General features: G+C 70.0%; 20 protein-coding genes. 16 read left to right on the top strand and 4 right to left on the bottom strand.

Going from position 1 to position 22,420, the window contains the following annotated elements; genetic code table 11:
- Window positions 1–237: 237 nt before the first annotated feature.
- From rpsB to ACPEEZ_RS09675, 9 genes are all read left to right on the top strand, one after another.
- Window positions 238–1,173: a 30S ribosomal protein S2 gene (gene rpsB / locus ACPEEZ_RS09715; protein WP_423918083.1), complete on the top strand. Its 936-nt coding sequence runs from the start codon at window positions 238–240 to the stop codon at window positions 1,171–1,173.
- Window positions 1,174–1,227: 54 nt separating this feature from the next.
- Window positions 1,228–2,055 carry a translation elongation factor Ts gene (gene tsf / locus ACPEEZ_RS09710; RefSeq protein ID WP_423918080.1) on the top strand — a complete coding sequence of 276 codons (828 nt, stop codon included), beginning with the start codon at window positions 1,228–1,230 and terminating at the stop codon, window positions 2,053–2,055.
- Window positions 2,056–2,220: 165 nt separating this feature from the next.
- Window positions 2,221–2,940: a UMP kinase gene (gene pyrH, locus ACPEEZ_RS09705; RefSeq protein WP_423918077.1), complete on the top strand. Its 720-nt coding sequence runs from the start codon at window positions 2,221–2,223 to the stop codon at window positions 2,938–2,940.
- 72 nt (window positions 2,941–3,012) lie between these two features.
- Window positions 3,013–3,528, top strand: coding sequence for a ribosome recycling factor (gene frr / locus ACPEEZ_RS09700; protein ID WP_423924228.1), 516 nt, complete (start codon window positions 3,013–3,015; stop codon window positions 3,526–3,528).
- Window positions 3,529–4,527, top strand: coding sequence for a phosphatidate cytidylyltransferase (locus tag ACPEEZ_RS09695; RefSeq protein ID WP_423918075.1), 999 nt, complete (start codon window positions 3,529–3,531; stop codon window positions 4,525–4,527). It begins immediately after the preceding gene.
- Between the two features lie 42 nt (window positions 4,528–4,569).
- Entirely contained in the window at window positions 4,570–5,130 is a 561-nt protein-coding gene (locus tag ACPEEZ_RS09690; RefSeq protein WP_423918072.1) for a DivIVA domain-containing protein, read from the top strand.
- A 124-nt stretch (window positions 5,131–5,254) separates the two neighbouring features.
- Window positions 5,255–6,037 carry a transglycosylase SLT domain-containing protein gene (locus tag ACPEEZ_RS09685; RefSeq protein WP_423918070.1) on the top strand — a complete coding sequence of 261 codons (783 nt, stop codon included), beginning with the start codon at window positions 5,255–5,257 and terminating at the stop codon, window positions 6,035–6,037.
- 68 nt (window positions 6,038–6,105) lie between these two features.
- Window positions 6,106–6,417 carry a hypothetical protein gene (locus tag ACPEEZ_RS09680; RefSeq protein ID WP_423918067.1) on the top strand — a complete coding sequence of 104 codons (312 nt, stop codon included), beginning with the start codon at window positions 6,106–6,108 and terminating at the stop codon, window positions 6,415–6,417.
- Window positions 6,414–7,166, top strand: coding sequence for an alpha/beta hydrolase (locus tag ACPEEZ_RS09675; protein ID WP_423918064.1), 753 nt, complete (start codon window positions 6,414–6,416; stop codon window positions 7,164–7,166). Before ACPEEZ_RS09680 ends, ACPEEZ_RS09675 begins: the two co-directional genes overlap by 4 nt.
- A 24-nt stretch (window positions 7,167–7,190) precedes the next feature.
- On the opposite strand, the gene ACPEEZ_RS09670 is transcribed toward ACPEEZ_RS09675, so the two are convergent.
- Window positions 7,191–8,249 (bottom strand): AI-2E family transporter, encoded by a 1,059-nt coding sequence (locus ACPEEZ_RS09670; RefSeq protein WP_423918061.1) that lies wholly within the window; start codon window positions 8,247–8,249, stop codon window positions 7,191–7,193.
- Between the two features lie 73 nt (window positions 8,250–8,322).
- Window positions 8,323–10,173 carry a DivIVA domain-containing protein gene (locus ACPEEZ_RS09665; protein WP_423918058.1) on the bottom strand — a complete coding sequence of 617 codons (1,851 nt, stop codon included), beginning with the start codon at window positions 10,171–10,173 and terminating at the stop codon, window positions 8,323–8,325.
- Window positions 10,174–10,491: 318 nt separating this feature from the next.
- Between ACPEEZ_RS09665 and ACPEEZ_RS09660 the strand changes: the two genes are divergently transcribed.
- Both ACPEEZ_RS09660 and ACPEEZ_RS09655 read left to right on the top strand, forming a co-directional pair.
- Window positions 10,492–12,300: a hypothetical protein gene (locus ACPEEZ_RS09660; protein WP_423918055.1), complete on the top strand. Its 1,809-nt coding sequence runs from the start codon at window positions 10,492–10,494 to the stop codon at window positions 12,298–12,300.
- A complete protein-coding gene (locus ACPEEZ_RS09655; protein WP_423918053.1) occupies window positions 12,297–13,286 on the top strand; it encodes a tetratricopeptide repeat protein in 990 nt (329 codons plus the stop codon). The genes ACPEEZ_RS09660 and ACPEEZ_RS09655 overlap by 4 nt, the downstream gene beginning before the upstream one ends.
- A 183-nt stretch (window positions 13,287–13,469) precedes the next feature.
- Here the strand turns inward: ACPEEZ_RS09655 and glgB are convergent, their stop codons facing one another.
- Both glgB and ACPEEZ_RS09645 read right to left on the bottom strand, forming a co-directional pair.
- A complete protein-coding gene (glgB, locus tag ACPEEZ_RS09650; RefSeq protein WP_423918050.1) occupies window positions 13,470–16,046 on the bottom strand; it encodes a 1,4-alpha-glucan branching protein GlgB in 2,577 nt (858 codons plus the stop codon).
- Between the two features lie 12 nt (window positions 16,047–16,058).
- Window positions 16,059–18,101 carry an alpha-1,4-glucan--maltose-1-phosphate maltosyltransferase gene (locus ACPEEZ_RS09645; RefSeq protein WP_423918047.1) on the bottom strand — a complete coding sequence of 681 codons (2,043 nt, stop codon included), beginning with the start codon at window positions 18,099–18,101 and terminating at the stop codon, window positions 16,059–16,061.
- Between the two features lie 367 nt (window positions 18,102–18,468).
- Here ACPEEZ_RS09645 and ACPEEZ_RS09640 point away from each other — a divergent pair, with 367 nt between their 5' ends.
- From ACPEEZ_RS09640 to ACPEEZ_RS09620, 5 genes are all read left to right on the top strand, one after another.
- Window positions 18,469–19,041: an alternate-type signal peptide domain-containing protein gene (locus tag ACPEEZ_RS09640; RefSeq protein WP_423918044.1), complete on the top strand. Its 573-nt coding sequence runs from the start codon at window positions 18,469–18,471 to the stop codon at window positions 19,039–19,041.
- A gap of 171 nt (window positions 19,042–19,212) precedes the next feature.
- A complete protein-coding gene (locus ACPEEZ_RS09635; protein ID WP_423918041.1) occupies window positions 19,213–19,839 on the top strand; it encodes a hypothetical protein in 627 nt (208 codons plus the stop codon).
- Window positions 19,836–20,804: a hypothetical protein gene (locus ACPEEZ_RS09630; protein WP_423918038.1), complete on the top strand. Its 969-nt coding sequence runs from the start codon at window positions 19,836–19,838 to the stop codon at window positions 20,802–20,804. Before ACPEEZ_RS09635 ends, ACPEEZ_RS09630 begins: the two co-directional genes overlap by 4 nt.
- Window positions 20,801–21,799 (top strand): hypothetical protein, encoded by a 999-nt coding sequence (locus ACPEEZ_RS09625; RefSeq protein WP_423918035.1) that lies wholly within the window; start codon window positions 20,801–20,803, stop codon window positions 21,797–21,799. Before ACPEEZ_RS09630 ends, ACPEEZ_RS09625 begins: the two co-directional genes overlap by 4 nt.
- Window positions 21,796–22,365 (top strand): signal peptidase I, encoded by a 570-nt coding sequence (locus ACPEEZ_RS09620; protein ID WP_423918033.1) that lies wholly within the window; start codon window positions 21,796–21,798, stop codon window positions 22,363–22,365. The genes ACPEEZ_RS09625 and ACPEEZ_RS09620 overlap by 4 nt, the downstream gene beginning before the upstream one ends.
- The last annotated feature ends 55 nt before the right edge of the window (window positions 22,366–22,420 follow it).

Raw genomic sequence — 22,420 nt, 5'->3', positions numbered from 1 at the left:
TCAGTGCTAACATCGGGATCGCAGTCTGCTCAGCAGGCTGACTTCGCGTGCCCAGTGCCAGGTCGCTCTCGTGACCAGGCCCACCACGGTCTCCGTGTCCACTCGGTCCCAGATCGCCTTCGCCGGCGAGAGGGCGGACGCGCGCCGGGGCACCAGGCAATGGCGACCGACCGGTCGACCATGACAACCGACAAGATGGCGCACCCGCGTGTGCGCCGAGAAACAAGGAGAACGACCATGGCCGTCGTCACCATCCGCCAGCTGCTCGACAGCGGCGTCCACTTCGGACACCAGACCCGCCGCTGGAACCCGAAGGTGAAGCGCTTCATCCTCGCCGAGCGCTCGGGCATCCACATCATCGACCTTCAGCAGTCGCTCTCGTACATCGACAAGGCGTACGACTTCGTCAAGGAGACCATCGCCCACGGTGGCACCGTCCTCTTCGTCGGTACCAAGAAGCAGGCTCAGGGTGCCATCGCCGAGCAGGCGACGCGCGTGGGCCAGCCCTACGTCAACCAGCGCTGGCTCGGTGGTCTGCTGACCAACTTCCAGACGGTCTCGAAGCGCCTCGCTCGCATGAAGGAGCTCGAGGAGATCGACTTCGACGACACGACGCAGGGCTTCACCAAGAAGGAACTGCTGATCAAGAAGCGCGAGCTCGACAAGCTGCACAAGACGCTCGGTGGTATCCGCAACCTCACCAAGACGCCGTCCGCGCTCTGGGTCGTCGACGCCAAGAAGGAGCACCTCGCGATCGACGAGGCCAAGAAGCTCGGCATCCCCGTCGTCGGCATCCTCGACACGAACATCGACCCCGACGAGCTGAACTTCCCGATCCCCGGCAACGACGACGCGATCCGCTCCGTCGGTCTGCTGACGCGCATCGTCGCCGACGCCGCCGCCGAGGGCCTCATCCAGCGTCACCAGAAGCCCGAGGACGCCGACCAGCCCGTCGAGCCCCTTGCCGAATGGGAGGCCGAGCTGCTCGCACAGGGCGAGGCCAAGGCCGCTGACGCCGCTGCCGAGGCACTCGCCGCCGAGGCTCTCCCGACCGAGGAGAACGACGCCGACGCCCAGGTCGCCGAGAAGCCCCTCGGTGAGCCGGTCGTCGAGCCCGTCGCCGAGGCGACCGAGGCCACTGCGGCCGAGCCCGCCGACGCCGACGCGAAGTAATCCGGGCCTCCTCACCTCTCCACACTTCCGACTCCACGAAAGGACGTCAGATTCATGGCTAACTTCACCGCCGCTGATGTGAAGACCCTCCGTGACCGCCTCGGTGCGGGCATGATGGACAGCAAGAACGCACTCGTCGAGGCCGATGGCGACATCGAGAAGGCCGTCGAGATCCTGCGCGTCAAGGGACTGAAGGGCGTCGCCAAGCGCGAGGGCCGTCAGACCACCGCAGGCCTCGTCGCCGCGAAGGCGTCGGCCGGCTCGGCCACGCTCATCGAGCTCGCCAGCGAGACCGACTTCGTCGCCAAGAACGAGAAGTTCATCGCCCTGGCCGACCTCGTGCTCGAGGCCGTCGCCGCATCCGGTGCCGACTCGGTCGAGTCCGGCAACGAGGCGTCGATCGGCGACCAGACCGTCGGCGCGTACATCAACGACGAGGCCGCCCTGCTGGGCGAGAAGGTCGAGCTCCGCGCCGTCCGCCGCGTCGAGGGTGACGAGTTCGCGATCTACCTGCACAAGACCAGCAAGGACCTGCCCCCGCAGGTCGGCGTCGTCGTCGGGTACGCGGGCTCGGACGCCGAGACCGCCCGCTCGATCGCGCAGCACATCGCCTTCGCCGCTCCGACGTACCTGTCGCGCGACGAGGTCCCCGCCGACCAGGTCGCGAAAGAGCGCGCCATCGTCGAGGAGACCGCGAAGAACGAGGGCAAGCCCGAGGCTGCCCTGCCGAAGATCATCGAGGGTCGCCTCACCGGCTTCTTCAAGGAGATCGCTCTGCTCGACCAGGCCTACGCGAAGGACAGCAAGCTGTCGGTCGCCCAGGTCGTCGAGCAGGCCGGCATCGACATCAAGGGCTTCGCCCGAGTCAAGGTCGGCGCGTAGCACGCACCCGATGGGGTCCGAGACGTTCACACGTCTCGGGCCCCATTTCCATGCCCGGCGTCGAGAGACGCGGGCAGTCGCCGGAGGCGCGACGAACGTCAGAGGGACGGCCGACGGCCTGAACTCGGTAACCTGGCTACGGCCACGACACGAGGGAGAATTCGCATGACATCAGACACGACGGGTCGACGGAGAGTCCTCCTCAAACTGTCGGGCGAAGCCTTCGGCGGCGGGCAGCTCGGGGTCAACCCCGACGTGGTCGGCGCCATCGCGCGTGAGATCGCCGACGCCGCCAAGGACGTCGAGATCGCCGTGGTCGTCGGCGGCGGCAACTTCTTCCGTGGGGCCGAGTTGAGCCAGCGCGGCATGGACCGCGGACGCGCCGACTACATGGGCATGCTCGGCACCGTCATGAACGCCCTCGCCCTGCAGGACTTCCTCGAGCAGGCGGGCGCGGCGACGCGTGTGCAGTCGGCCATCTCGATGACGCAGGTCGCCGAGCCCTACATCCCCCGTCGTGCCGAGCGGCACCTCGAGAAGGGGCGCGTCGTCATCTTCGGCGCCGGGGCAGGTCTGCCCTACTTCTCGACCGACACGGTCTCGGCGCAGCGCGCCCTCGAGATCGGTGCGATCGAGGTGCTCGTGGCGAAGAACGGCGTGGACGGCGTCTACTCGGCCGACCCGCGTCACGACCCGACCGCGGTCAAGCTCGACCGGGTGACGTACCAGCAGGCGCTGGTGCAGGGGCTCAAGGTCGTCGACTCCACCGCGTTCAGCCTCTGCATGGACAACGGCATGCCGATGCGCGTCTTCGGGATGGAGGGCGACGGCAACGTGGCCCGTGCCATCCGAGGAGAGCGCATCGGGACGCTGGTCAGCAACTAGACGACTAAGCTCGAACAGGACCAAAGGAGCATTGTGGCGATCAACGACGTACTGACCGAGACTCGCGAGAAGATGGAGCGGGCACTGGAGTCGGCCAAGCACGACTTCAGCACCGTTCGGACGGGCCGCATCAACCCGGCGCTGTTCCAGAAGATCCCGGTCGATTACTACGGCACGCCGACGCCGCTGGCCCAGCTGGCGTCGCTCCAGGTGCCCGAGGCCCGCACCATGATCGTGACCCCCTACGACAAGACGGCCCTCAAAGAGATCGAGAAGGCCATCGCGACCTTCCCGAACCTCGGTGCCAACCCGACGAACGACGGGTCGATCGTGCGGGTCACGATCCCCGAGCTGACCCAGGAGCGCCGCAAGGAGTTCGTCAAGATCGTCCGCGCCAAGGGTGAGGACGCCAAGATCCAGGTGCGCAACGTGCGTCGCAAGTCGAAGGAAGACTTGGACAGCCAGAAAGAGGTCGGCGAGGACGAGGTCGTCCGTGCCGAGAAGGAGCTCGAGGCCATCACCAAGGGCTACATCGACTCCATCGACGATGCGCTCAAGAAAAAGGAAGCCGAGCTGCTCGAGGTCTAGATGAGCGACGCTCCCGACGACGCCGGCCCCGATGACACGGCGCCGCCGCACAAGACCAGTCTCCGCCGCCGGCGAGCCGACTTCGACGCGCGAGCACAAGCCGCCCGCCACGACATCGAGAACCAGCTCCGTCAGGGCAAGGCCAGGCTCGACGAGCGCAACCAGCGTCTGACGGCGCGCACGGGCCGCAACCTGCCCGCTGCCATCGCCGTCGGGGTCGGGCTCGGCGTCGCCGTGCTGTTGAGCCTGGTGCTCGTCAAGGCGTTGTTCATGATCGTCGCGGCGGCTCTGATCGGGTCGCTGTGCTTCGAGCTCGCGAGCGCCCTCCGGTTCGCCGGGCGGGACGTGCCGCGTCTGCCCAGCGTCGTCGTGGGTGTCGCGATCGTCCCGGCGGCGTTCTACGGCGGAGCCTCGGGGCAGTGGCTCGCCTTGCTGGGCGGCATCGCCCTGGTGACCGTCTGGCGACTGGTCGAACTCGTACGACCCTCGCACCGCGCCTCCGCCGCGACCATCGTCAAAGACATCGGCGCCGGTGCGTTCGTCCAGATCTATTGTTCCTTCCTCGGCAGCTTCATGGTGCTGCTCGCCGCGCAGCCCGACGGGCAGTGGTGGACGCTGGCGTCGCTCATCATCGTGATCGCCGTCGACACCGGCGCCTATGCCACCGGTCTGTCGTTCGGCAAGCACCCCATGGCTCCGCGCATCAGCCCGAAGAAGACGTGGGAGGGCTTCGCCGGGTCGGTCGCGGCCAGTCTCATCGCCGCCGTCCTGCTGTCGGCGTTCATGCTGCACGAACCTTGGTACTTCGGGTTCCTGCTCGGCGGCGTCATCATCCTGACCGCCACCTTGGGCGATCTCTCGGAGTCCCTGATCAAGCGGGACCTCGGCATCAAGGACATCAGCACCTGGCTGCCGGGCCACGGCGGGTTCCTCGACCGCCTCGACAGCACGCTGCCGTCCGCGGTCGCGGCGTACGCCCTGTACCTCGTCTTCGCCTGATCCGTCCCGGCCTCGCCGGACACTCCGGCGGCGTGCGGCACAATGGTGCCCGTGAGTTCTACATTCCCGAAGGCTCCCCGCGGTCAGCGGGGATATGACATGACCGAGGTCGACGCGTTCCTGTCGGATGCCCGGCGCGCCTACACGGGCGAGGGCGGCGTCGGCGAGTCCATGGACTCGGCGTTCATCCGGCGGACCGCCTTCACGATGCGCAAGGACGGCTACTCGACGGCCCACGTCGACTCGGCGCTCGAGCGCCTCGAGGACGCGTTCGCGAATCGCGAGCGGGAGAAGGCGCTCTCGTCGGGAGCCGAGACGGCGTGGTACGGCGACGCCCGCGGCGACGCCGAGGCCATCGTGGCCCGGCTGGACCGCCCCGCGGGGCATCGCTTCGACCGTGTGAGCTTCCTGACGACGGGCTACCACCCGCGCGACGTCGATCGCCTGGTGAAGCGGCTGCAGGGCTACTTCACCGAGGGCAAACCGCTGAGCATCGACGACGTGCGGTCGTCCGTGTTCCGCGCCCGTCGCGGCGGCTACCGGGAGGCGCAGGTCGACGTCCTGCTCGACGGTGTCGTGGACGTCATGCTCGCCGTCCGCTGAGCCGTCCGATCATCGGCCCCCTGTTCTCCGAACGGCACCGACCTGCCCGCCTCACCCGGGGTCGGACACGCACGGTGGGTCGCACTGGCCAGGTCGTGATAATTCCGTTACCCTGGACGGACTTATGGGCAGGCATTCAGCGATCTCGGACTCCGGCACGACTCACCTCGAGCACCCGGCGCTCGTTCGACGTACCGCTCCGGCGCAGCGTCGACTCGTCCCGGCGTCGCAGCTGTCCGTCGTGGGGCGCCCCCCGGTCGCGTCGTCCCGCCGAGGCAACCGCTACGTGTTGCCCTTGGTCGGCTTCTGCGCCTCCTTCGCATTCGTCTCGGCGTCGCTCATCAACCCGCTCTCGGGTGCCGAGGCGGCGACCACGTCGACCGGTGCCGCCGCAGCCCTCGTGGCTCCGGGCCAGTCGTTCTCCGTCGACAGCGGTGTAGCCGTGGCCGCGGCCGACCGCGACACCTACGGTGTCACGGAGTACGTCGCGCCGCCGCCGCCCGTCGTCGTCGACGACACCGCGTCGAGCACCAAGACGGCATCCGGCACCGGCGCCGGCGCCACGGCGAAGAAGAGCTCGTCGGCACCCGTGGCCGGCACGCCCGACCCCGGCAGCGCGAAGGCCGTGGCGGCCGACATGGTCGCTGCCAAGGGCTGGGGGACGGGTGAGTACGACTGCCTCGTCTCGCTGTTCAACAAGGAGTCGGGTTGGAACGTCTACGCCTACAACCCGAGCGGCGCCTACGGTATCCCGCAGGCTCTGCCGGGTAGCAAGATGGCGGCCTTCGGCGCCGACTGGCAGACGAACCCCGCGACGCAGATCGCGTGGGGCCTGAGCTACATCGAGGGTCGCTACAAGACCCCGTGCGGCGCCTGGGCCCACTCGCAGTCGGTGAACTGGTACTGAGCCACCTCGGGTGACCGTGCCGCGACCGATGTGTCGTGCGCCCGGCCCCTCCTGACAGCCTGATCCCCGTGCCCCGTAGCAATCGTCCTCGCCGACCCCGCGACCGCGGTGCGGGTCAGGGGGACGCCGAGTCGAACTACGACATCAGCAAGGCACTGTTCGGAGGCCGTCGTCTCGAGACGCGGCACGGACGTGATTACAGCGTCCAGTCGATCGCGGCGTCCGGTGCCCTGAAAGAGTACGTCTGCCCGGGCTGCTCGTTGGCGATCTCACCCGGCACGCCGCACCTGGTCGTCTGGCGGGCCGACGGGTTGTTCGGCGAGGCCGACGACCTCGCGTCCCGCCGACATTGGCATACCCACTGCTGGAGGATCTCATGACCATCGACCCGCTGCCGTCCGCGTCGGAGACGTTCGAGATCCGAGGGGGAGTCGAGCTGCCCGCCCGCAGGCGGGACATCGAGCTGACGACCGAGGACGGTCTGACCTTGGTGGGCGAGTTGGCGCTGCCCCTCGACCGTGAGCCGGTCGGGACGCTCCTGACCCTTCATCCTCTGCCGACGGCCGGCGGCTTCATGGACTCTCACGTCATCCGCAAGGCGGCCGCCCGGTTGCCGGCGCTGGCCGACCTGGCCGTGCTCCGATTCAACTTCCGAGGTGTCTCGTCCCCGCGGGGCACGTCCCAGGGTGAGTTCGGCGACGGGGTGGCAGAGGCTCTCGACCTGGCTGCCGCGGTGCGCTTCATCGAGGCCGAGGGGCTGCCGACGCCCTGGCTGGTCGGATGGTCGTTCGGCACCGAGATCGCCTTGAAGTACGGGCGGCAGCACGACATCGACGGCGTCGTCCTGCTGTCGCCGCCGCTGCACCGCACGACCGACGCCGAGCTCGGCGCCTGGGCGGGGAGCGGCACGCCCGTGGTGGCCGTCGTCCCCGAGTTCGACGACTATCTCACTCCGACCCAGGCCGTCGAGCGCTTCGCCCTCGTACCCGCCATCCAGGTCATCGGCGTCGACGATGCGAAGCACCTGTGGGTGGGCGAGAAGCAGGCGGCACGAGCCCTGACGGAGATCGTCCGCGCGGTGAATCCCGATGCCCTGCCGCTGCCGACCGAATGGACCCGCGCCTCCTGAGGTCTCTCGGTCGGTGCGCGCCCGTCATCTCATGTTCTGACGGGGCACCACGACCTGCTTGATGATGAGCAGGATCGAGGCGGCCACGGGGATGGCGATGAGCGCACCGAGCACGCCCAGCAGGGTTCCGCCGACGAGCGCGGCGATCACGACGATCACACCCGGCACCCGAACGGCCCGCCGCATGATGCGCGGACTCAGCAGGTAGGCCTCGACTTGCATGTACACGATGTAGTAGATGGCCGTCGTGATCCAGGTGGACGGCGACGTGGGGGCCAGCGCGAGCTGGGCGAGGACGATGATGGCCGAGCCGCTGATCGTTCCGACGAGCGGGATGATCGAGCCGAGGAAGGCGACGAACGCGAAGACGGCCGGCAGCGGGGCGCCGATGATGCTCAGGAAGATGAAACTCAGGATGCCGTTGAGGGCCGCCAGGGTGAACTGACCGATCACGTAGCGACCCACCGACTGACTGATCTGCTCCGTGAGATCGGCGAACTTCTCGCGATTCGATGCCGGAACGATCTGGTAGAGCGCCCGCTTCACGTTGTTGATCGACGACGTGAAGTACAGCGTGAGGATCAGCACGATGATGGTGCCGAACACGCCGTTGCCCACCGCGACCCCGACGGCGAGCACCCCACCGCCGATCGTCACGACGTTGTCGGGGTTGGTGAGGAAGTCGACGATCGCGTTGAGGCCCTGCTGCACGTCGAACACGTTCTGCGGGACGAGGGACTGCAGGTTGTCGACGAACTGCTGGGTCGTGACGCTCTGCAGGTACGTGGTCAGGCTGTTGATCAGCGAAGCCGTCTGCGACACGAGGAGCGGCACGATCGCGAAGATGACGCCCACGAACGCACCGAGCACCGCCACGAGCACGATGAGGATGGCCAGCCAGCGGGGGACCTTGCGGTTCTCCAGCCACGAGACGACGGGGTCGAGCCCGAGCGAGATGAACAGGGCGGCACCGACGTAGGTGAGGATCGTGGTCAGTTCGCTGACCGCACCGCCGATGACGAGCGCGACCAGCACGCCGAGGCCGGCGAGCAGTCCGAGACGGAACGGATTATGGATCTTCAACGCGCTGCGCTCCCTGTCGACGGAGGCGCCCTGCGGGCGGAGACGCCGGCAGGCTTGCTATGGCCTCGTCTGCCTACTCTGGACCACTCTGATCGACTTGGGCGAGCATGCCACGCAGATTCTCGAAGTAGTCCGCCACGGTGTCGCGCTCGCGCTTGATGGCGGCGAGACGCTCCTCGGCATCGCCGATCAACTCGACGGATCGCTTCTGCGCTTCTTCGACCATCGTGCGGGAGCGGGTCTCGGCGTTCTCGAGCACCTCGTGCGCCGTGGTGTCGGCGTCGGCGCGGCGCCGGCGGGCGTCCTCCGTGGAGGTGCGCTCGAGGTCGTCGGCCTCGCGGCGGGCGTCCTCGGCCCGTTCGGTGGCCTCGGCCAGCTGCGCCCGGGCCGCGTCGAGGAACCCCTGCATCGAGGAGACCGCGGTCTGGTGGCGCTCGGTGAGCTCGCGCTCGGCCTCGTCTCGGCGGGTCGAGACCTCGAGGTCGAGGTCGATGCGGGCCTGATCGGCCTCCCGTTCGAGCTGCTCCGTCACGCGGCGGCGTTCGGCCTCGAGCTCGGCACGGATCGTCTGCTGCTCGTTCAGGAGCCGGGCTCGCTGCGACTCCTCGTCGTCGACCAGACGCGCCTGGCTGGCGGCCACCTCGGCGTCGAGATCGGCGCGGGCCTGGGCGACCTCGGCCTCGACCGCGGCGCGTTGTTCGTCGGCCTCGCGGTCGAGCCGCGCCTCGTGCTGCTCGACCTCGCGGGCGAGACGGTCACGGGTCTCGGCGGTGGTGCGCTCGATCTCTTCACGAGCCGCCGCGGTGGCGAGATCGGTGTCCTCGCGCAGGGCGGTCGTCTCGCGTTCGACGTCCGTCCGGGCGTCGATGACCTCGCGGTCGAGGGCTTCCCGGCGCTGGGCGATCTCGGCGTCGAGGTCGGCACGCACCGTCTCGGCCTCGCGCTGCAGGTCGGCCCGGGTCGCCTCGACCTCGCGCGCGAGCTCGGCACGGGTCAGGGCGTCGTCGCGGGCGAGGTCGGCGCGGGCGGCGGCGATGTCCCGCTCCAGTTCGGCGCGTCGGTTCGCGACGTCGTCGTCCAGGTCTGCGCGGGCCGTGGCGATCTCCCGTTCGAGGTCGTCGCGGCGGCTGGTCACCTCGGCGTCGAGGTCGCCCCGCGTGGTCTCGTCGAGGCGGGCCAGCTCGTCGCGGATCGCCGTGCCCTCCCGGTCGAGGTCGGCGCGCTGACGGTCGCGGTCGCTCTCGAAACGGGCACGTGTCTCGGCGGTCTCCAGGGCGAGGGTCGACGCGGCCTCGCGGGCGTCGCCCACCTCCCGGGCGACCTCGGCGCGGAGCTCGGCGGCCTCGCGTTCGGCATCGGCGCGGAGCGCGGCCGTCTCGCGTTCGGCCGTCGCCACGGCCTCGGCGGCGTCCGTCGCCGCGGCCGACCGCTGGGCCTCGCTCTCGCGGCGGGCGTCGTCGAGCAACCGCTCGGACTCGGCGCGGGCGTGCTCCACGAGGCGGTCGGCCTCGGCGTTCGACTCGGCCAGCTGGGCCTGGGCCCGGCCGCGCGCGTCGTCGAGCATGTCGGACGAACGCTCGGAGGCGTCCTCGAGGATGCGCCGCGCCTCCGCCGTCGAGCTCGCCCGCAGCTGCTCGGCGTCGATGTCGGCCTGACCGATCACCCGGGTCGACTGCTCCTCGGCCAGACGGAGGGTCTGCTCCAGTTTGGTGCCGAGACCCGAGTACGTCGGAGTCGCGGCCTCGTCGAGCTCGGACTGCAGATCGTCGATGCGGCCCTGCAGGCCCTTCAGGGCGTTCGCGGACTCGGCGCGGTCCTGGTTCGCCTTGATCAGCTCGCGGCGGAGATCGCCCAGGACGCGATCGACGTCGTCCTTCTTGTAGCCCCGCAGCTCCGTCCCGAAGTCGGCCTCGTCAGCAGCCACAGTGTCGTCTCCTCATGTCGGTGGGAGGCCCTCGAACCGGGGGACTCCGAACGCTCGATTTTAGCCGGACCAGACCTGGGGCCGCGATGGCCGGGCGCCGGACGACGACCCTCAGGAGGCGCGGGTTGGCCTGGCCGGGACGGGTCGCGTCGATCGCCTGAGAGACCGGTTAGACGGCTCTCAGGCAGGTCGGCTAGTCTGAGTCGTCTTAAATTCTGCTGCCGCGCCCGGCCTCCCGGCCAGGCCCGCGCGGGGACGTCCGTCGCTTCGACGGTGTCCTCCGACCCGACCGGGATGGTGGCACGGAGGGAGAGAAACGTGCGTTTCATCGTGGCAGTGGTCGTCGTCGTCGTGGCGGCCCTCATGGTCGCGCTGGGCTTCGCCCAACGCACCGTCTTCGCGCCGCCGTCCAGCGTGTCGTCGAGCGTGACGACGTCGGGTGATTCGACCATCACGGTCGTCCCGGCGTCCGCGCTGCACGGTCATGACGGGCGCCAGACCATCTCCGTCTCCGGTTCCGACACGGCGTTCGCCGCCTACGGCCGCACCTCCGACGTCCTCGCCTGGGTCGGGGATGCCTCGTACGACAGCGTCGGCTACGACGCAGCGACCGACGAGCTGACGACCAAGGCGGTCCGCGGCTCGAGCGACAGCGAGCTGCCCGACCCCAGCACGTCCGACCTCTGGTACGAGCAGTACTCGGGCGCGGGCCTGACGTTCTCGCTGGACGCCCCGGACGACGTGTCCCTGATCGTCGTCTCGAAGGCCGGAGCCAGTGCGTCGGCCCCCACGACGCTGCGGGTCACGTGGCCGCTGTCCACGTCGACCCCGATGGCCGGGCCCCTGATCGTCGGCGGTGTCGTCGTGCTGCTGATCGGCGTTCTCCTCTACCTCTGGGCCATCGCCCACCACCGTCGGACTCGCGGCCCCCGTCGTCGCTCGGGCGAGGGCGGCAAGCCCCCGCGGCTGACGCGAGGTTCCCGGCGCAAGGCGCTCCGAGCCGGTTCGACCGCATCGCTCGAAGCGGGTTCGGGCGGTGGCCGACGTCGTCGGTCCCAGACCCGGCTCGTGGCCACCGTGCCCATCGTGCTGGTCGGGGCACTCGCGCTCTCGGGCTGCTCGGCCGATTACTGGCCCTCGTCGTTCGGCGGCACCGACGACGGCGTCAGTGCGAGCCCGACGCCCACCGCCTCGGCCACGCCAGGGGAGTCCGACACCGACGACATCCAGCCGCCCGCCGTGACCGTGAACCAGGTCAAGCGCATCATCCAGCGCATCTCGACGACGGCCACGCAGGCCGACGGCGAGTTGAACGCCGACCTGGCCGCGACGCGGTTCACCGGCCCGGCTCTGGCCCAGCGCCAGGCGAACTACACGATCCGCAAGGCCGACTCGGCGGCCGCCGGCCCGATCTCGATCCCGTCCGGCGACGTGACGCTCACGCTGCCGCAGCAGGCCGACTCCTGGCCCCGCACGGTGTTCGCCGTCGTGCAGGACGCCGACAAGACCATCGCGCCGATCGCCATGACGCTCGTGCAAGAGACGGCTCGAGACGACTACAAGGTCGAGTATCTGATGAGCCTCGAAGCGCAGGCCACCCTGCCCACGGTGGCACCGGCGAGCATCGGTGCGGCGCGGCTCGCACCCGACGTCAAGCTGTTGACCCTGCAGCCGAACCAGTTGGCCACCGCCTACGGCGACATCCTCCGCAACGGCGACGAGAGCGAGTACGCGCAGTACTTCCAAGGCGACGGCGACACGCTCCGGGCCAAGATCGGCAAGCCCTACAAGGACGACAAGCGGTCGAAGCTGCCGACCACCGCGTCCATCGACTACTCGTCGAAAGTCGGCTCCGGCGATGCGATCGCCTTCGCCACGAACGACGCCGGCGCGATCGTGTCGGTCGACCTGAACGAGATCGAGACGGTCAAGCCGACCGCCACCGGGGCGAAGGTCAACCCGGCGGGTGCCGTCAAGTCGCTCAGCGGGTTGACCGAGAGCACCAAGGGCATCGAGGCGACGTACGACGTGCAGCTGTTGTTCTCCGTCCCGCCCGTCGGCAGTAGCGACAAGATCGTGCTGCTCGGCTTCAGCCAGGCCCTCATCACCGCGAAGGAGCTCCCATGACCAACCTGCCTCCCGTTCCCGCCGGGCTCCGCGGAGCCGTCGACCTCTCGTCGCTCGTGAACCGGCCGCCGGCTCCCGCCGCGGTGCCGCAGGCACCGTCCGGAGGCGCGGGCGAGGTCGGTCAACCGGCCCCGACCGCAGGCGGTGCCGTCGCGGTGCCGGCGTTCGTGCTCGACGCGACCGACGCCTCCTTCTCGCAGTTCCTGGAGATCAGCAACACGGTGCCCGTCATCGTCGATCTGTGGGCCGAGTGGTGCGGGCCGTGCAAGCAGCTGTCCCCGGTGCTCGAGAAGCTGATCGCGGAGTACGCCGGGCGCCTGCTGCTCGCCAAGGTGGACGTCGACGCGAACCCGCAGTTGACGCAGGCCTTCCAAGCGCAGTCGATCCCCGCCGTGGCCGCGGTGATCGGGGGGCGACCCGTCCAGCTGTTCGTCGGTGCGCTGCCCGAGGCCCAGGTGCGCGACGTGTTCGAGCAGGTGCTCGAACTCGCGGCGCAGAACGGTGTGACCGGCACGGCCGTCGTCGACGGCGCCCCCGAGACCGACGGTGGTGTCGAGCCCGAGCCGGAGCCCCTGCCGCCGCATCACCAGGACGCCTACGACGCCATCGACCGGGGTGACTACACGGCCGCGATCCAGGCGTACAAGACCGCGATCGCGCAAGACCCGCGCGATCAGCTGGCCGTCGCGGGGCTGGCCCAGGTCTCGCTGCTGGAGCGTCTGCAGGGAGTCACCATCGCCGACGTCCGCGGGGCCGCTGCGGCCGACCCGACCGGTGTGGAGTCGCAGCTCGCCGTGGCCGACCTCGATCTCAGCGGAGGCCACATCGACGACGCGTTCGACCGCCTCCTCACGCTCTTCCCGTCGCTCGACCAGGCCGGGCGCGACGCCGTCCGGACGCGCCTGCTCGAGTACTTCGAGATCGTCGGCACCGACGACGCCCGCGTCGCGACGGCCCGCCGCCGCCTCGCCATGCTCCTCTACTGACCCCGCCACGCAGCCGCCCTCGTCCCGGTTCTCGTCGCAGTTTGCGACCGTTTCGAGGGTGAACGCCCGAAGAACCTCGTTATGCGGCTTCCGCCGACCCAAACGGTCGCATATTTGCGAGAAGGGCCGCCCGGGGGAACGCGAGAGGCGCCGACGTCGAGACGTCGGCGCCTTTCGCGTTCGTCAACGCTCGAGCTTCAGCCAGATCACGCCGAGCGGCGGCAGCTGGACCTCGGCCGACGCGGGGCGACCCGCCCAGGGCGCGTCCGTCGCGGTGACCGCTCCGAAGTTGCCGACACCCGAGCCGCCGAACTCGCCGGCGTCGGTGTTCAGGATCTCGCGCCAGACACCCGCTTCGGGCAGGCCGAAGCGCATCGTGACGGGCTGACCCGAGAAGTTGGCGAACACGCCGACCGAGTCACCGCCTCCTGATTTGCGCACGAAGGCGACGACGCTCTGCTGCGCCGCGCCTCCATCGATCCACTCGAAGCCCTCGGTGTCGAAGTCGTGCGCCCACAAGGCGGGTTCGGACGTGTAGACCGCGTTGAGACGGCTCACCAGGTCGAAGATCTGCTGGTGCTGGGGGCGGTCGAGCACCGACCAGTCGAGACCGTTCTCCTGGCTCCACTCGGTCGGCTGCCCGAACTCCTGGCCCATGAACAACAGCTGCTTGCCGGGGTGGCCCCACATGTAGGCGAGGTAGGCCCGCAGGTTCGCGCGCTTCTGCCAGTCGTCGCCGGGCATCTTCTCGAACAGCGAGCCCTTGCCGTAGACGACCTCGTCGTGACTGATCGGCAGCATGAAGTTCTCGCTGAACGCGTAGTGGAACGAGAACGTGATCTCGCCGTGGTGGTACGAGCGGTAGAGCGGGTCCTTCTCGACGTAGTCGAGGGTGTCGTGCATCCAGCCCATGTTCCACTTGAGGCCGAAGCCGAGGCCGCCCTCGCTGGTCGGGCGCGAGACTCCGGGCCAGCTCGTCGACTCCTCGGCGATCATGACGATGCCGGGGTGGCGCTTGTACGCCGTGGCATTCGCCTCCTGGAGGAACGAGATGGCCTCGAGGTTCTCGCGACCGCCGAACTGGTTCGGCAACCACTGACCGTCCTCGCGGCTGTAGTCGAGGTAGAGCATCGAGGCGACCGCGTCCACGCGGAGGCCGTCGATGTGGAACTCCTCGAGCCAGTAGAGGGCGTTCGCGACCAGGAAGTTCCGCACCTGCGAGTCGCCGAAGTTGAAGACGAGGGTGCCCCAGTCGGGCTGCTCGCCGCGACGCGGGTCGCTGTGCTCGTACACGCTGCGGCCGTCGAAGTTGCCGAGGGCCCATTCGTCCTTGGGGAAGTGCCCGGGCACCCAGTCCATGATGACGCCGACACCGGCCTGGTGCAGCCGGTCGATCAGGTAGCGCAGGTCGTCGGGCGACCCGTACGTGCTCTGCGGCGCGTAGTAGCCCGTGACCTGGTAGCCCCACGAGCCACCGAACGGGTGCTGCGCGAGGGGCATGAACTCGACGTGCGTGAACCCGAGGGCGGTGACGTAGTCGACGAGCGGGTCGGCCATCTCGCGGTAGCCGAGACCCGGCTTCCACGATCCGACGTGCAGCTCGTAGACGCTCATCGGGCCGCCGTGCTGATCACTCGACGCACGTCGCTCGAGCCACGCGCCATCCGACCACTCGTGCTGCGCCTTCGTGATGACGGAGGCGGTGGCCGGCGGCACCTCGGAGCGTCGCGCCATCGGGTCGGCGCGCTCGACCCAGGCCCCGTCGGGCGTCAGGATCTCGTACTTGTACTCGCCCGCGGTGACCCCGGGCACGAAGAGCTCCCAGATGCCGTTGCCGTCGAGCTTGCGCATCGCGTGCCGCGGCCCGTACCAGCCGTTCATCGAGCCGATCACACGGACGGCGTGTGCGTGCGGCGCCCACACCGCGAACGACGTGCCGAGCACGCCCTCGTGCTCGCGGACGTGCGAGCCCAGCATCTTCCAGAGCTGCTCGTGACGGCCCTCACCGAAGAGGTACAGATCGAACTCGGTGACGGTCGGCCCGAAGCGGTACGGGTCGTCGTCGACCCAGGGCGAGCCGCCGTCGTACGTGGCCGTGATCGTGTAGCCGCCGAGCGGACCGGTCGCGACTCCCTGCCAGACGCCGTGGCCGACGTGGTCGAGTTCGACGGACTCCGAGGAGGCGCCGGTGACGGTCACCGACTCGGCCAGCGGTCGGACGACTCGCACGACGGTCACCCCGTCTCGCGTGTGCTCGCCGAGGAAGGCGTGCGGGTGGCCGTGACGGCCCTCGGCGGCCGCGGCCGCCTCGGCGTCGTCGACGGCCGGAGCCGCCGAGACGGACTCGTCGACACGGACGTCGGGGGGAGTGGGGTCCTCGTGGGCGGTCGCCGGCTGCGCGGGCGCGACGACCGGCTCGGGCGTCGGCACCGGGGCGGGCGCGACGACCGGCTCCGGTGTGGGCACGGCGACCGGCTCCGGTGTGGGTGCCGGCTCGGCGACCGGCTCGGGTGTGGGTGCCGGTGCGGCGACCGGTGCCTGCCGGGGCTCGGGCGCCGGCTCCGGCTCGCGCGCGGCGACGGGCTCGGGCTCGGCCTCGACGACGGCCGGCGGCTCGACGGTCGGGACCTCATCGGCGGTGGGAGCCTCGGCCGGAGGCGCGTCGGTCCGAGGCGCGTCGGTCTGAGGGGCGTCGGCGTGCGCCGTCGCGGCCTGCGCCGGCTCGTCGGACGACGAGGGGTTGCGTCGGAAGATGCTCATGGGGGTCTGCTCCTACGGGGCGCGGTTGAGGTCGACGGACAGCACGTGGACGGGTTCCACGAAGGCGTCGAGTCGGACGTAGTTGTCGTCGCTCCAGGTCCACGACTGGCCGGTGATCAGGTCGCGCACGGTGAACGTGTCACCCGGGCGCAGGCCGAACTTGGTCACGTCGAGGTGCACGGTGGTCTCTCGAGCGGAGTGCGGGTCGACGTTCGCCACGACGATGATGGCGTCGGCCCGGCCGCTGCGGGTGTGCGCCCGCGACAGGTACTTCGAGTAGACGAGCACCGACTCGTCGTCGCTGCCGTGGATCTCGAGGTTGCGCAACTGCCGCAGGGCGGGGTGCGAGGCCCTGATGCGGTTGAGCTGGGCGAGATACGGGGCGATCGACGCGTCGGCCGCCTCGGCTGCGGCCCAATCACGGGGCTTGAACTCGTACTTCTCGTTGTCGATGTTCTCTTCCGAGCCGGGCCGGGCGACGTCCTCGATCAGCTCGTAGCCCGAGTAGACGCCCCAGGTCGGCGACGCCGTGGCCGCGATCGCCGCTCTGATCTTGTAAGCGGGGCGTCCGCCGAATTGCAGATACGGCGTGAGGATGTCGTGGGTGTTGACGAAGAGGTTGGGGCGCAGCCAGGCGCTCGTCTCCTTCGACAGCTCGTGGAGGTACTCCTCGAGCTCCCACTTCTCGTTGCGCCACGTGAAGTACGTGTACGACTGGTGGAACCCGACCTGCGCGAGCGCCTGCATCATGGCCGGCTTCGTGAACGCCTCGGACAGGAAGACGACGTCCGGGTTGGTCTCGCGCACCTCGTGCAGCAGCCACTCCCAGAAGCGGACGGGCTTCGTGTGCGGATTGTCCACGCGGAAGATGGTGACGCCCAGGTCGATCCAGTGCCGCACCACGCGCAGGATCTCGGCGCTGATGCCCTCGTAGTCGTTGTCGAAGTTGAGGGGGTAGATGTCCTGGTACTTCTTCGGCGGGTTCTCGGCATACGCGATCGTGCCGTCGGGCAGCGTCGTGAACCACTCGGGGTGCTCGGTGACCCAGGGGTGGTCGGGCGAGCACTGCAGTGCCAGGTCCAGGGCGAGCTCCAGGCCGGTGTTCTTCGCGGCGTCGACGAACCAGGCGAAGTCGGCGACGGTGCCGAGGTCGGGGTGGACGGCGTCGTGGCCGCCGTCGGGCGAGCCGATGGCGTAGGGCGACCCGGGATCGTTCGGCCCCGCCGTCAGCGTGTTGTTCGGCCCCTTGCGGAACGTCGTGCCGATCGGGTGCACGGGCGGGATGTAGACGACGTCGAAGCCCATCCGCGCGATCGCGGGCAGTCGTCGAGCGGCGGAGCGGAACGTCCCGCTCTTCCAGCTGCCGTCGGCCTGTCGCTTCGCCCCTTCGCTGCGCGGGAAGAACTCGTACCAGCTGCCCACGGCGGCGCGGGTGCGCTCGACCCGGAGCTCTTGCACATCGCTGCGGGTCACCAGGCTGCGGACGGGCTTCTGCCCGAGCACGGCGGCGAGTCGGGCGTCGGTGGCGACCCGGAGGCGCGCGCCGGGGGAGAGGGCGAGGTTGCCGAGTGCCGTGGCCGCGTCGCGGACGAGCTTCGTCTCGGGGTAGTCGGGTGCGGCATCGGTCAGCAGTCGCGCACCGAGTGCGAACGTCACCTCGACGTCCTGTTCGGCGGGGATCTTGATCTCGGCCGTGTGCAGCCAGGTGGCCCAGTCGTCGGTGTAGGCCTCGACGACCCATTCGTGCACGCCCTCGGTCTCGAGCTGCACCTCGACGTGCCAGCGGTCGGTGCCGGGGATGCCCGCGGTCATCGGGTACCGCTGTTGGACACCGGCGGGGTCGGTCAGGACGAGGTCCGCACCGATGAGGTCGTGCCCCTCGCGGAACGCCGTCGCCGCGAACGGGACGACCTCGCCGGCAAAGGCCTTGGTGGGGAAGAGGCCACCGGGAACGGACGGAGACAGGGCCGTGATCGGGATGCGCCCGACCTTGGGTTCGTATGGTTTCGCCACGTTCTCGACCGTACCCGGATTCCCCCGGCGGGGGAGTGTCATCACAGGCGGCCGGGCGCCCGGGTACGCGCACAGGGCGATCCGGGGTACAAAAACGTGTCCGCAGCTCAGTGGACACCAAGGGTGGGCGCTTTTGCCCCCCGGACTGGGTGCATACACGCGCATGAAGTGCCTTGTCGGCACTTTGGGGGACCGCTAGTGTCGTTCTTGTCAGCACGGCCTGCCCGCCCGGAACCCGACATTCCGAGAGCCCGGCGCCCCTGACGGGGGTCATCGATCGACGATGCCTCGACACCCGATAATCAGGATCTCGTCGCACGCCGTCCCGACCTCGGGGCGGAGTACTGCTCTTCGCCCTCCGGGCGTGCGACGAGCCTCGAGCGCGCCCAGGGCGCGGACAAGGAATGCCATGAACAAGCTCGTCAAGGGTGCCGTCGCCGGCGCCGCCGGTATCGCCCTGCTCCTCGGTGGCGCGGGAACCTTCGCCCTGTGGAACCAGTCGGCGACCGCCAGCGCGTCGACCGTCACCTCGGGCACGCTCAGCATCGCCACGGCCGGCACCGGCACGTGGACCGACGTCTCGACCTCGACCGCTCGCACGATCAGCGACATCGCGTCCTACCGCATCGTCCCCGGCTCGAAGCTCAAGTTCGTGCAGCAGCTCAGCGTCAACGCCACGGGCAACGACCTCAAGGCCGACTTCACGTACGACACGAAGAGCGTCACCGGCAGCCTCGCCTCGACCATCACGCCCGTGCTGACCATCGCCGGCTCGGCCACGACCACCGCGCTGCCCTCCGGCTTCACCGCGTCGAGCAAGGCGAACACCTTCAGCGTCCAGCCCACCGGCAGCGGCTCCACCGCCGTGTACGCCACGGTCACCATCGAGCTGCCGCAGAACAGCGACAACTCCACGCAGAACGGCACGCTCGACCTCTCGAAGCTGACCTTCCTGCTCTCGCAGACCGCGATCGGTTCCTGACCGACCCCGCCGACTGCCGGGCGATCCCCCTGACGTCCGGCACCCCTGTGCCTCCTGCCGGCAACCCTGATCGCCGGCAGGGGGCACTTCACCAGCAGGTCCGCGACCCCCGGGTCGCCCACCGAGCACCGCACCGAGAACGACACGCCGAGCATCGACGGGGGTGACACCATGACCGCCACGCACCTCAGTGGACCGCGTCACCGTGCCGTCGCGTCGGCCGCCCCGACCCGTCGCGCCGCGCGCCGCCCCGCTCGTCGGTCCCTGCAGGTGAGCGCCGTCCTGCTCGGCGCCGTCGTGGTCGGGCTGTTGTCCACCGGCGGCTCGTACGCCCTGTGGAACGGCACGGCCCAACCGGCCGCCGGTGCCGTGACGTCGGGCACGACCGGCTTGACGATCACCTCGCCCTCCTTCGATCTGACGCGGCTCACGCCCGGCCAGCCGGTCGTCACCACGTTCGTCGTGACGAACACCGGCGACGTGCCGCTCTCCCTCTCGGTCAAGAGCACCGGCTGGACCGCCCAGTACGACGGGTCCACGACCGGCGCGTCCCTCGACACGCTCTCGCTGCGTCTCAACGCGGTCGCGTCGAGCTCGGACTGCCGAGTCGGTCTCGGCGGCGGCTATTCGGCACCGCTCAAGTCGTTCGACACCGGCACCGGGTACTTCACCCTGCCGGCGAAGCGGGCGGCCACGGGCTGCCTCGAGGTGTCGTTGTCGACGAACAGCCCGTCGTCGGCGCAGGGCGCGGTCGACACGGTGCAGCTGACCGTGTCGGGAACGCAGGCGACGTCGTGAGCCTGCACCGCGCCTCCTCGGGTCGACGTCGCGCGACCACCGCGCGCCCCGCCGGCCGCCGTCACGGACTCGTGGCGCGCGTCGCCGTCGTGACGGCCCTCGTCGTCGCGATGGTCGGCGGCGGCACCACGGCGGGCTGGGCGCTGTGGTCGGCCTCGGCGTCCAAGACGCTCTCGATGACGTTCGGCCGGATGGCCCCGGTCACGAAGGGGCTCGACGCCCTGCTCACGACCTACGCGTCGACGAGCAGTGTCGTCACGGCTCCCGTGACCCTGTCCAACACGGGTACGATCACGGGCAACTACACGTTCGCGACCACGGTCGTGCGCGGGGCCAGCGCGGACGCGGTCAGCCTGGCGTCGCGCATCACGGTCGCCTACTGGCCCCAGACGACCGCGGCCTGCACCGCGTCGACCGCGACCCCGTCGTCCGCCGTCACCGGCACCTGGGCCTCGATGCCGTCGGTGACCGGCGTGCTCGCCGCGGGCGCGTCCGTGGTCTGGTGCGCGCGGACGGCTCCCACCTCCGACGCACCTGCCAAGGCGACCGTCAACCCGATCTTCGCGCTCACGCTGGCCTCGACCACGGGGTCGTGGACGACGTCGACCGAGAAGCGGGACGTCTACCAGAACACGTCGTTCTCGACGACGACCACGGCATACTGCACGAACGACAACGAGTGGGGTGTGCGCCTCACCTACGACGCGTCGCGCTTCTCGAAGGAGACGTACTACGCGGCGTTCGTGAACGGCGTGCGCGTCGCCAAGGACGAGCAGGGCTACTACAACTCCTTCTACGTCGCGGCGTCGGACTACAGCAAGCAGGCCGTCCCCGACGGGCGCGTGCTCACCGAGGTGCGGGTGCTCGACTCCGCGCGGCAGCCCACGTCGACCGTCGTGTCGAGCGGGTACGTCGTCTTCGCGAAGCACGCGACGTCGGATGCCCGAACGGTGAACTGCGCGTGAGGGCCGTCCGTCGGCGGCTCGTGGCCGCGGCGACCGTGGTCGGTGCCGGTCTGCTCGTCCTCACCGGTGCGCTGCCGGCGGTCGCCGACACCGCCCGACCCCCGAAGCTCATGATCAGCACGAACGGCGACGAGTGGGCGACCCACCTCGACGCCGCCCTGTTCGGCGACGATCTCGCGCTCGTGCCCGGCTCGAGCATCAGCAGCATCTTCTGGGTCAAGAACCTGTCCGACGGCCCGGCCGCGCTCTCGACGCGACTCATCGACGTCGTCACCTCGTCGGAGGCGTTCGGTCGCAGCCTGTCCGTGTCCGCGTCGACCCCGGCGGGCGATGCCTCGGGTCAGGGGACCAGCGCGGCGACCGACACGGCCTCGCCCGTGTCGTTGACCGGCGACGGCTGCGCGCCGATCCTGGCGCCGCTCGTGTTGTCGCCGGGCGCCGAGGTGCCGGTCACGGTCGATCTGGCGCTCGCCGACTCGGCCGCCGACGACACCGCGAACCAGACCCTCGACTTCACCGTGCTCGTCACCCTGACCGGTCTGGTCGGCGACGCCCCGGCTCCCGCCGCGGGCTGCGCGCCGGGCGACCCGGTGGGTGCCTCCACGGCCGGCAGCGACTCGAGTGTCCGCATCGACGGACTCGCGTCGGCGACATCCGGAGGCACGGGGCGCGTCCCCGGGACGACCCGCGCCGGCACGTCTTCCGCCGGCACCGGCGCGGGGGAGTCCTCGGGGTCGGACCCGTCGAGCGGGACCGGCGGCTCCGGCGTGGAACTGCCCGTCCACGCGCTCGGCGCCGACGACTCGTTCATCGCCGTCGCACTGCGCGACAACTGGCTGCCCCTGCTCGTCGGTGCCGTCGCGGTCGTGGGCGGCGTGTTCGTCGCGCTCAGCCGCCGCCCCGACGACGACGGGCTGGACGGCGCGGAGGCGGGTGCGGTCGCCCGTGGCGGTGCTGGTGCTGGTGCCGGTGCCGGCGAGGCGGTCGACCGATGAGCGGGCGTCGTGCCGCGACCCGGGAGCGCGGCCTGCTGCACAGCCTCGGTCTCGGGCTGAGCGTCGGCCTGCTGCTGCTGGTCGCCGGACTCGCCGCGGTGCTGATCGTCGTGCCGAAGGTGGCGGGTGCCACGCCGTTGACGGTGCTCACCAGCTCGATGGAGCCGCGCCTCCCACCAGGCACGCTCATCGTCGTCAAGCCGACCCCCGTCGACCGCATCGAGGTCGGCGACGTCGTGACGTATCAGATCGAGTCGGGCAAGCCCGACGTGATCAGCCACCGGGTGACGCAGATCCTGTCGACGAGCGACGGCGGACGCTCGTTCATCACCAAGGGCGACAACAACTCCGAGCCCGACGCCAAGCCGGTCCTGCCCGAACAGGTGCGCGGGACGCTCTGGTACAGCATGCCGTTCGTCGGCTTCGTCAACCAGATCGTGAACGGCGACGCCCGCAGCTGGATCGTGCCGCTCATCGCCGTGCTCCTGCTCGGTTACGCCGGGTACATGATCGCGACCGGTCTCGTGCAGGCGCGACGGTCTCGGCAGCGGTGCCGCGCCTCCTGAACCGCGCCGCGCCTCCTGAACCGCGCCGCGCCTCCCAGGCCGTCGCGCGCGTCCC

The sequence above is a fragment of the Frigoribacterium sp. 2-23 genome (assembly GCF_049601585.1).
Lineage (GTDB): Bacteria > Actinomycetota > Actinomycetes > Actinomycetales > Microbacteriaceae > Frigoribacterium.
The sequence above is the reverse complement of the archived record's forward strand: the minus strand, read 5'-3'. Positions and strand labels throughout refer to the sequence as shown.